Annotated in this window: 9 protein-coding genes; 7 read left to right on the top strand and 2 right to left on the bottom strand. The window is 70.8% G+C overall.

The features are described from left to right. Window positions 1-365 precede the first annotated feature (365 nt). Window positions 366-1,253 (bottom strand): 2-hydroxy-3-oxopropionate reductase, encoded by an 888-nt coding sequence (locus tag AB0O00_RS23075; RefSeq protein WP_363654643.1) that lies wholly within the window; start codon window positions 1,251-1,253, stop codon window positions 366-368. Window positions 1,254-1,386: 133 nt separating this feature from the next. Then, the gene (locus tag AB0O00_RS23070) at window positions 1,387-2,223 is read right to left on the bottom strand and encodes a TIM barrel protein (protein WP_363654641.1); all 837 of its coding nucleotides are present in this window, start codon (window positions 2,221-2,223) and stop codon (window positions 1,387-1,389) included. A 213-nt stretch (window positions 2,224-2,436) separates the two neighbouring features. Between AB0O00_RS23070 and AB0O00_RS23065 the strand changes: the two genes are divergently transcribed. From AB0O00_RS23065 to AB0O00_RS23035, 7 genes are all read left to right on the top strand, one after another. Further along, entirely contained in the window at window positions 2,437-2,733 is a 297-nt protein-coding gene (locus AB0O00_RS23065; protein ID WP_363654639.1) for a thiamine-binding protein, read from the top strand. Further along, window positions 2,730-3,110 carry a helix-turn-helix domain-containing protein gene (locus tag AB0O00_RS23060; protein WP_363654637.1) on the top strand — a complete coding sequence of 127 codons (381 nt, stop codon included), beginning with the start codon at window positions 2,730-2,732 and terminating at the stop codon, window positions 3,108-3,110. Before AB0O00_RS23065 ends, AB0O00_RS23060 begins: the two co-directional genes overlap by 4 nt. A gap of 211 nt (window positions 3,111-3,321) precedes the next feature. Next, a complete protein-coding gene (gene uraD, locus AB0O00_RS23055) occupies window positions 3,322-3,825 on the top strand; it encodes a 2-oxo-4-hydroxy-4-carboxy-5-ureidoimidazoline decarboxylase (RefSeq protein ID WP_363654635.1) in 504 nt (167 codons plus the stop codon). Between the two features lie 149 nt (window positions 3,826-3,974). Next, the gene (uraH, locus tag AB0O00_RS23050; RefSeq protein WP_363654633.1) at window positions 3,975-4,310 is read left to right on the top strand and encodes a hydroxyisourate hydrolase; all 336 of its coding nucleotides are present in this window, start codon (window positions 3,975-3,977) and stop codon (window positions 4,308-4,310) included. Window positions 4,311-4,343: 33 nt separating this feature from the next. Beyond that, entirely contained in the window at window positions 4,344-5,264 is a 921-nt protein-coding gene (gene pucL / locus AB0O00_RS23045) for a factor-independent urate hydroxylase (RefSeq protein WP_363654631.1), read from the top strand. A gap of 305 nt (window positions 5,265-5,569) precedes the next feature. Next, the gene (locus AB0O00_RS23040; RefSeq protein ID WP_363654629.1) at window positions 5,570-7,033 is read left to right on the top strand and encodes a nucleobase:cation symporter-2 family protein; all 1,464 of its coding nucleotides are present in this window, start codon (window positions 5,570-5,572) and stop codon (window positions 7,031-7,033) included. A 73-nt stretch (window positions 7,034-7,106) separates the two neighbouring features. Continuing rightward, complete coding sequence (locus AB0O00_RS23035) at window positions 7,107-8,492, top strand: 8-oxoguanine deaminase (RefSeq protein WP_363654627.1); 1,386 nt, start codon at window positions 7,107-7,109, stop codon at window positions 8,490-8,492. Window positions 8,493-8,568 lie beyond the last annotated feature (76 nt).

Raw genomic sequence — 8,568 nt, 5'->3', positions numbered from 1 at the left:
GCCCGGGCGGCCCGGGGGTGCCATCCCCTGCCCGGACGATGCCGGGCGAATCCCGGGCGGTGCTGGGGTGGCCCCATAGGGCCAGAGGCCCCGGGGGGCGGCCCCCTCCCGCCGTTCCCCTCGTCCCGCTTCCGACGTACGAGGGGCTCCCCTCGGCAGGGAGGGGGCCGGGCGACGCGTCACTGGCACGACCGAAGTGCCCCCGACAGGGAGGACGCGTCACCGGCTGGGTCGACCGGCAGGCGGGCGGATGAGCCCCGGCCCGGCTGCCGGTCGGGCCTGGCCTCCTGGTGGCGCGGGCACGACCGGATAGGTACACGCCACCAGGAGGAGTCTGTCCGGGCTCCTACGGGGAGCCCGGCGGGTTACTTGACCTCGCGGCCCGAGAGCCGCTCGACGCCGCGCAGCAGCGCCGAGTGGTCGAGCGAGCCGTCGCCGTTGGCGCGGGCGGAGGCGACCAGCTGGGCCACCACGGCGCCGACCGGCAGCGCGGCACCCACGGCACGGGCGGCGTCGGTGACGATGCCCATGTCCTTGTGGTGCAGGTCGATCCGGAAGCCGGGGGCGAACTCGCGGTTGAGCATGTTCGCCTTCTTGCGGTTGAGCACGGTCGAGCCGGCCAGGCCGCCGCCGAGCACGTCGAGCGCGGCGGCGAGGTCGACGCCAGCGTTCTCCAGGAACACCACGGCCTCGGCCAGGACCTGGATGTTGACGGCCACGATCAGCTGGTTGGCGGCCTTGACGGTCTGGCCGGCGCCGGCCGGGCCGACGTGGATGACCGTGGTGCCGAGGGCGTCGAACAGCGGCTTCGCCTCGGCGAAGTCCGCGGCCTCGCCACCGACCATGATCGACAGGACGGCCTCGACGGCACCGGCCTCGCCACCGGACACCGGGGCGTCCAGGGTGCGCACGCCCTTCTCCACGGCGGCCTTGCCGACCTTGATGGAGGTCTGCGGGGTGATCGAGGACATGTCGATCACGAGGGTGCCGGCCTTCACGCTCTCCAGCACGCCGCCCTCGCCGAGGATGACCGCCTCGACGTGCGGGTCGGCCGGGACCATGGTGATGACGACCTCGGCGTCCTTCACGGCCTCGGCGATGCTGGCGGCACCCCGGCCGCCGGCGGCGACGACGGCGTCGATCGAGGCCTGGGAGAGGTCGAAACCGGTGACGTCGTGCCCGGCCTTGACCAGGTTGATGGCCATGGGCTTGCCCATGATGCCGAGGCCGACGAAGGCGATCTTGCGGCTCATCGCGTCGTTCCTTTGTACGTAGGTGGGGAGGTCTGGGTGGTGGCCGGCCCGCCGGGCGGGGCCCGGTCGCGCCGGCGGCGCGGTGTCGCTGCGCTGCGCGGTGCTGGGCGCCGTGCTACTTCGCGGCGCGGCGCTACTTGGCGGCGCGCAGCTCGCGCGGCAGCCACCCGAAGCTGTCGGCGCTGACACCGGTGGAGGGGCGGTACTCCAGGCCGATCGAGCCGGTGTAGCCGGCGGCGGTGAGGCGGGCGAAGAGGTCCTCGAAGTCCAGCTCGCCGGTGCCGGGCTCGTTGCGGCCCGGGTTGTCGGCGATCTGCACGTGGCCGATGCGGTCGGCGTAGGCGTCGATGACGCCCGCCAGGTCCTCGCCGTTCTTGGCCAGGTGGTAGAGGTCGCACAGGAACTTGGCGTTGCCGAGCCCGGTGGCCGCGTTGACCTTGTCGACGATCTCGACCGCGGCGGGGGCCGACACCAGCGGGTAGTCCGGGGACTCGACCACATTGAGGGCCTCGATCAGGAGGATCGCGCCGATCTCGTGCGCGGCCTTCGCGGCCAGCACCAGGTTCTCCAGCGCGAGCTCGTCCTGCTCGGCCGGGTCGACGCCCTCGATCCGGTTGCCGTACAGCGCGTTGAGCGCGGTGGCACCGAGCGAGGCGGCGAGCTCGGCGGCGACCGGGACGTTGGCCCGGAACCGCTCCTTGTCGGCCGGCACCGAGACCGTACCGCGGACGCCCTTGGTGAGGTCGTCCAGGAAGTTGAGGCCGGTGAGGCGTACGCCCGCGTCGGTGAAGGCCTTGCGGAGCGCGTCCAGCTCGGCCTGCGACGGGTCGTGCTCCTCGCCGAAGGGCCACCAGAGCTCGGCGGCCGTGAAGCCGGCGGCGGCGGCCGCGGCCGGGCGCTCCAGCAGCGGGAGTTCACCGAACAGGATCGACAGGTTGACCGTGAAGCTGTGCCGGGAAGCGGCCGTCACGTCACTCACCTCTCACTCTCTTCCGACATCCTCAACTTCCACAATCCGGAAGAGGGATTCTGCTTGGTGGAAGCATCTCCGGCCCGCCGATCGACTGTCAAGACCGCCGCAACAATTTGTTGAAGTGGCCTGGAAAGCCCTCCGGGAGGGGCCGGACGCTGTCCGATCACCCAGGCCCTGCCCCGTCCCACCTCCGCTCGCTACAGTGAGCGAGTGCGATTGATGGTGGAGTTCACGACAGAACCGTTCGAGCTGGACACGTTCCCCGAGCACGCCGCGGCGGCTCGCAAGGTCGTCGACGAGGCCGGGCTGGCCGTCTCGGTCGGCCCCTTCGGGACCGGCGCCGAGGGCGAGGCCGACCAGGTCCTCACCGCGGTGACCAGGCTGCTGCGCGAGACCCTGGACGCCGGCGCGACCCGGATCTCGGTCCAGGTCAGCGTGCTGGGCGACGGCGAGGCCGCCGGCGATGCCACCGGCGACGCAGCGGACGAGGAGGGCGGTACGCCGTGACCGGGCACGTGGAACACCCGCTCGCCGCGGCGATCAAGCCGCTGCTGGACGCGGTCGGCGCCACGCCCGTCCCGCTGGACGAGGCGAAGACCGAGGACGTCGTCCTGGAGTGGGAGGGCGCCCCGGCGCTCGCCGTCCGGCTGCCGCACCTGAGCAGCGCGCTGGACCGGCTGCTGGCCGAGATGACCCGCCAGTTCGAGGGCCGCCCGCTGGCCGAGCTGGACCGCTGGGAGAAGCAGCGGGTCGTCGCCCTCCTGGAGGAGCGCGGCGCCTTCACCGTCCGCCACGGGGTCGAGACGGTCGCCTCGGCGCTCGGCGTGAGCCGGTTCACCGTGTACAACTACCTCAACCGCCAGGACGGCTCGAAGCCCTCCTGAGCAGAACCTCCCGAGAAGACGGGCGGCCCCGCCGGTTGCGGTCCAGTGTGGATCAGCCCCCGGCGGGGGACACTTGGCTAATCGCACACGAAACGGCCCGGCAACACGGGCCGGTCCAAAACGTAACCACCAACCGTTAAACAAAGTGTTGACGGCCGGGTGGGGCCGATCTAGCTTGTGCGGGTGGCACCACTCTTCAGGAGGTCCACCTGTGACCAACCACCCCCACGCCCTCGACTCCCTCGCGGCGGCCGACGCCGCCGAGCTTGAGGCGATCCTGCTGGAGATCTGCTCCAGTCCCCGCTGGGCCGCCGCCGTCGCGGAGGCCAAGCCCTGGTCGGACCGCAGCGCCCTGCTCGCCGCCAACGCGGCGGCGATGCAGTCGCTGACGGTCGCGGACCTGCACGACGCGATGGCCGGCCACGCCCGGATCGGCAAGCCCAAGGCGGGCGACGCCACCTCCGAGCGGGAGCAGGCCGGCATCCAGGGCGTGGACCAAGCGCTCCTCGACGAACTGCACGAGGCCAACGCCGCCTACGAGGCGAAGTTCGGCCACGTGTTCCTGATCTGCGCGACCGGCCGTACCGCGGCCACCATGCTCGCCGCCCTGCGCGAGCGCCACCCCAACGACCCCGCCACCGAGGCGGAGATCGTCCGGGGCGAACTGCGCAAGATCAACGACATCCGCATCAACCGGCTGCTCGACGAGTCCTGAGCCGTTCTGACGTATCGTCAGTTCCGCTCCCGGTCCGGCCGTCCACCGACTCCACGGATCCTCGTTTCTGACGACCCATCAGATCATCGGGGCCGTACCGCGCTCGTCGAAGCATCCCCACATCTGCCATCAGTAAGGTCACTTCACCCATGACTGGCATCTCCACCCACGTGCTCGACACCAGCCTCGGCCGCCCGGCCGAGGGTGTCCCCGTCGAGCTCGCACTGCACACCGAGGGTGGCTGGACGGTGCTCGGCACCTCCGCCACGGACTCCGACGGCCGGGCCAAGGACCTGCCGGCCGTGGAGGCGGGCTCGGTCGTCCGGCTGCTCTTCGACACCGCCGCGTACTACGCGCGGAAGTCCGAGGAGAAGCCGTTCTTCCCCGAGGTCTCGATCGTCTTCACGGTCGCGCCCGAGCAGCACCACTACCACGTGCCGCTGCTGCTGAACCCGTTCGGATACTCGGTCTACCGCGGAAGCTAGTAGACCGACCTGGAAGCTCAAGGAGCCAAAGTCATGGCCCACGTGCTCGGTCAGAACCAGTACGGCAAGGCGGAGAACCGCATCGTACGCGTCTACCGCGACTCCACCCGGCACGAGATCAAGGACCTGAACGTCTCGGTCTCCCTCCAGGGCGAGTTCGAGGACGTCCACCTCACCGGTTCCAACGCCAACTGCCTGCCCACCGACACCACCAAGAACACCGTGTACGCCTTCGCGAAGGAGTACGGGATCGAGTCGGCCGAGGCCTTCGGCATCATCCTCGCGCGGCACTTCGTCGACGACACCGAGCGCGGCGTCGTCCACAGCGCCCGCATCCGGATCGAGGAGTACGCCTGGGACCGGATCAAGACCCCGGACAACTCGGCCCGCTTCATCGGCTCGGAGGAGGTCGGCCACTCCTTCGTCCGCAGCGGCCAGGAGACCCGCACCACCGAGATCGTCTACGACGGCGAGACCGTCCAGGTCATCTCCGGCCTCAAGGACCTCATCGTCATGAACTCCACCAACTCGGAGTTCTGGGGCTACATCAAGGACAAGTACACCACCCTGCAGGAAGCCTACGACCGCATCCTCGCCACCCAGGTGACGGCCCGCTGGAAGTACGGCTACAGCGGCCGCGACGGCGAGGCCCAGCCCAACTGGAACCGCTCCTACACCCACGTGAAGCGGCACCTGCTGGAGGCCTTCGCCGAGACCTACTCCTACTCGCTGCAGCAGACCCTGCACTCGATGGGCACCCGGGTCCTCAATAACCGCTCCGAGGTGGACGAGGTCCGCCTGGAGCTGCCCAACAAGCACCACTTCCTCGTCGACCTGGAGCCCTTCGGCCTCAAGAACGACAACGAGGTCTACTACGCCGCCGACCGCATGTACGGCCTCATCGAGGGCACCGTGCACCGCGAGGGCGTCGTCCCGGTCATCCCGGTCGTCTGACCTCACCCACCATGGACACCGCCCGGCATCGCCGCACCCACCGGCCCTCAGCGGCCGGCCGAGACCGGGCGGTCTGCAGTACCCCCTGCACCACCAGTTGCACCACCCTTGTCACTACCTGTTCCACGTGTTTCTCCACCCCCACCCACCGGAGTTCGTGCCTGCCTCACGGCGGCCGGCCCGGGGCACTGGAGAGGCCGGCCGAGGGACTCTTGCACCGCCGTCCCGCCCTCGGCCAGGGAAGTATCCGGCAGTCTCCAGCGCCACGGGCGCGCCGGGAGCCGCGGGCACAAGAGGGGCTCGACATGGCACCCAGCAACACCAGCACCACCGACGGCGGTTCCACCCCTGCAAGAACACCCGGCCCGGACGGCGCGTCAGCACGCCTCCCCGGTGAACCGTCCGGGCCCGGGACCCACCCCGTGGACGAGTTGCTGTCCCCGGTGAAGCTCGTCTCCACCGGTCTCCAGCACGTCGCCGCGATGTACGCGGGAGTCGTCGCACCCCCGCTCATCGTCGGCGCCGGCGTGGGGCTCTCCCCCGCCGAACTCGCCCTGCTCATCTCGGCCAGCCTGTTCACCGCGGGCCTGGCCACCCTGCTCCAGACCCTCGGCGTCTGGAAGATCGGCGCGCGGCTGCCGTTCGTGAACGGCGTGTCGTTCGCGGGCGTCGCGCCCATGATCGCCATTGCCAACGAGCACGGCCCGAAGCACGCCCTCCCGGTGATCTTCGGCGCGGTGATCGTCGCGGGGCTCCTGTGCTTCCTCGCGGCACCCTACTTCTGCAAGCTCATCCGGTTCTTCCCCCCGGTCGTCCAGGGCACCGTGATCACCCTCATCGGGGTGTCCCTGCTGCCGGTGGCGGTCAACTGGGCGCGCGGCGGCTCGCCGGGCGCCCCCGGATACGGCTCCATGCGGGCCATCGGCCTCGCCGCGATCACCCTCGTCGCGGTGGTGCTCTGCAACCGGCTGCTGCGCGGCTTCTGGCAGCAGCTCTCCCTGCTCGTCGGCCTGGCGGTCGGCACCCTGATCGCCTTCCCGCTGGGCCTCGCCGACTTCGGCCCGGTCAAGGACGCGAAGGTCTTCGCGCTCCCCTCCCCGTTCCACTTCGGCGCCCCCGAGTTCGACGCCGCCGCCATCGTCTCGCTGTGCATCGTCATGGTGGTCTCGATGACCGAGTCCACCGCCGACATGCTCGCGCTCGGCCGAATAGTCGACCGCGAGGCCGACGAACCCACGCTCGCCGCCGGCCTGCGCGCCGACGGACTGGCCACCGCGCTCAGCCCGGTCTTCAACGGCTTCGCCGCCAGCGCCTTCGCCCAGAACATCGGGCTCGTGGCACTGACGAAGATCCGCAGCCGCTACGTCGTCGCGACCGGCGGAGGCATCCTGATCCTGCTCGGGCTCTTCCCCGTGCTCGGGTCGCTCGTCTCCCTCGTGCCGCAACCCGTCCTCGGCGGGGCCGGGATCGTGCTCTTCGGCACGGTCGCGGCCAGCGGCATCCGCACCCTCGCGGAGGCCGGCATGGAGTCCGGCTCGAACACCATCCTGGTGTCGGTCGCGCTCGGCATCGGCATCGTGCCGATCGCCGTACCGACGTTCTACGACTCCTTCCCCGAGGCCGTCCGCACCCTGATGCACTCCGGGATCTCGGCCGGCACCGTGACGGCCGTCCTGCTCAACCTTCTCTTCCACCACGTCGGGACCGCCCGCCGCACCGCGGCCGGCGAGCCACCCGGCACGACGGTGCCGACGGTGACACCGTCCTGACCGGCAGGTGGGGCGCGTGCCCGCTCGACGCGCGCCCCGCCTGCGCCCCGTCCTCCCCCATAGGAGCAACACCATGGCAGTCCAGCCCCCACCCGCCGACCAGCGGATCGTCATCGAGAACGCCGCCATCGCGACGGTCGACGCCAACGACACCGAGTACGCCCGCGGCCACGTGGTCATCCTCGGCAACACGATCGAATCGGTCGGCAGCGGCCCCGCCCCCGCCTGGCTGGACAACGTCGTGCGCCGGATCAACGCCGAGGGCCACCTCGTCACCCCCGGCCTGGTCAACACCCACCACCACTTCTACCAGTGGATCACCCGCGGCCTCGCCCAGGACAACATCCTGTTCGACTGGCTCGTCGCCCTCTACCCCACCTGGGCCCGCATCGACGAGAAGCTCGTCCACGCCGCCAGCCAGGGCTCCGCCGCCGCACTCCTCAAGTCCGGCTGCACCACCGCCTCCGACCACCACTACGTGTTCCCCAAGGACGGCGGCGACGTCCTCGGCGCCTCCGTCGAGGCCGTCCAGGAACTCGGCCTGCGCTTCACCGCCCTGCGCGGCTCCATGGACCGCAGCAAGAAGGACGGCGGCCTGCCCCCGGACCACGCCGTCGAGGAGCTCGACGACATCCTCGCCGCCTCCGAGGCAGCCGTCGACAAGTACCACGACTCCTCCTTCGGCTCGATGCTGCACGTCGCCATCGCGCCCTGCTCCCCGTTCTCCGTCTCCACCGACCTGCTCCGGCAGTCCGCCGAACTCGCCCGCCGCAAGGGCGTCCGCCTCCACACCCACGGCTCGGAGACCGCCGAGGAGGAGCAGTTCTGCAAGGAACTGTTCGGCATGGGCCCCACCGACTACTTCGAGTCGGTCGGCTGGCTCGGCGAGGACGTGTGGATGGCGCACTGCGTCCACATGAACGACTCCGACATCGCCAAGTTCGCCGAGACCGGCACCGGCGTCGCCCACTGCCCGTCCTCCAACGCCCGCCTGGCGGCCGGCATCGCGCGCGTGCCCGACATGATCAAGGCCGGCGTACCGGTCGGCCTCGGCGTCGACGGCACCGCGTCCAACGAGTCCGGCGAGCTCGGCACCGAGCTGCGCAACGCCCTGCTCATCAACCGCCTGCACGGCTACCCGACCGCCCTCACCGGGCGCCAGGCGCTGCGCCTGGGCACCATGGGCGGCGCGCGGGTGCTCGGCCGGCAGAACGAGATCGGCTCCATCGAGGTGGGCAAGCTCGCCGACCTGGCGCTGTGGAAGATCGACGGGATCATGCACTCGTCCATCGCCGACCCGGTCGCGGCCCTGACCTTCGGCGCGCTGCCGCCGCTGTCCGTCCTCTTCGTCAACGGCAACGCCGTCGTCGAGAAGGGCCAGCTGACCACCGTCAACGAGGACCGCATCGCCCGCGACTGCGCCCGCGCGGCCAAGGAGCTGGCGGCCCGCCCGGTCTGACGGAGACCGGCAGCCCCTTCTTCCTCCGTTCCCTGAACTCCGGGCCGCCCAGGGACGGTGCGTGACCCGGACTCCG

This window comes from Kitasatospora sp. NPDC093558 (assembly GCF_040683475.1).
Taxonomy (GTDB): Bacteria; Actinomycetota; Actinomycetes; order Streptomycetales; family Streptomycetaceae; genus Kitasatospora.
The sequence above is the reverse complement of the archived record's forward strand: the minus strand, read 5'-3'. Positions and strand labels throughout refer to the sequence as shown.

Coding starts and splice junctions, on each gene's coding strand:
- AB0O00_RS23075 (WP_363654643.1), bottom strand. CDS start 1,253: ATGAGCCGCAAGATCGCCTTCGTCGGCCTCGGCATCATGGGCAAGCCC.
- uraH (WP_363654633.1), top strand. CDS start 3,975: ATGACTGGCATCTCCACCCACGTGCTCGACACCAGCCTCGGCCGCCCG.
- pucL (WP_363654631.1), top strand. CDS start 4,344: ATGGCCCACGTGCTCGGTCAGAACCAGTACGGCAAGGCGGAGAACCGC.
- AB0O00_RS23040 (WP_363654629.1), top strand. CDS start 5,570: ATGGCACCCAGCAACACCAGCACCACCGACGGCGGTTCCACCCCTGCA.
- AB0O00_RS23035 (WP_363654627.1), top strand. CDS start 7,107: ATGGCAGTCCAGCCCCCACCCGCCGACCAGCGGATCGTCATCGAGAAC.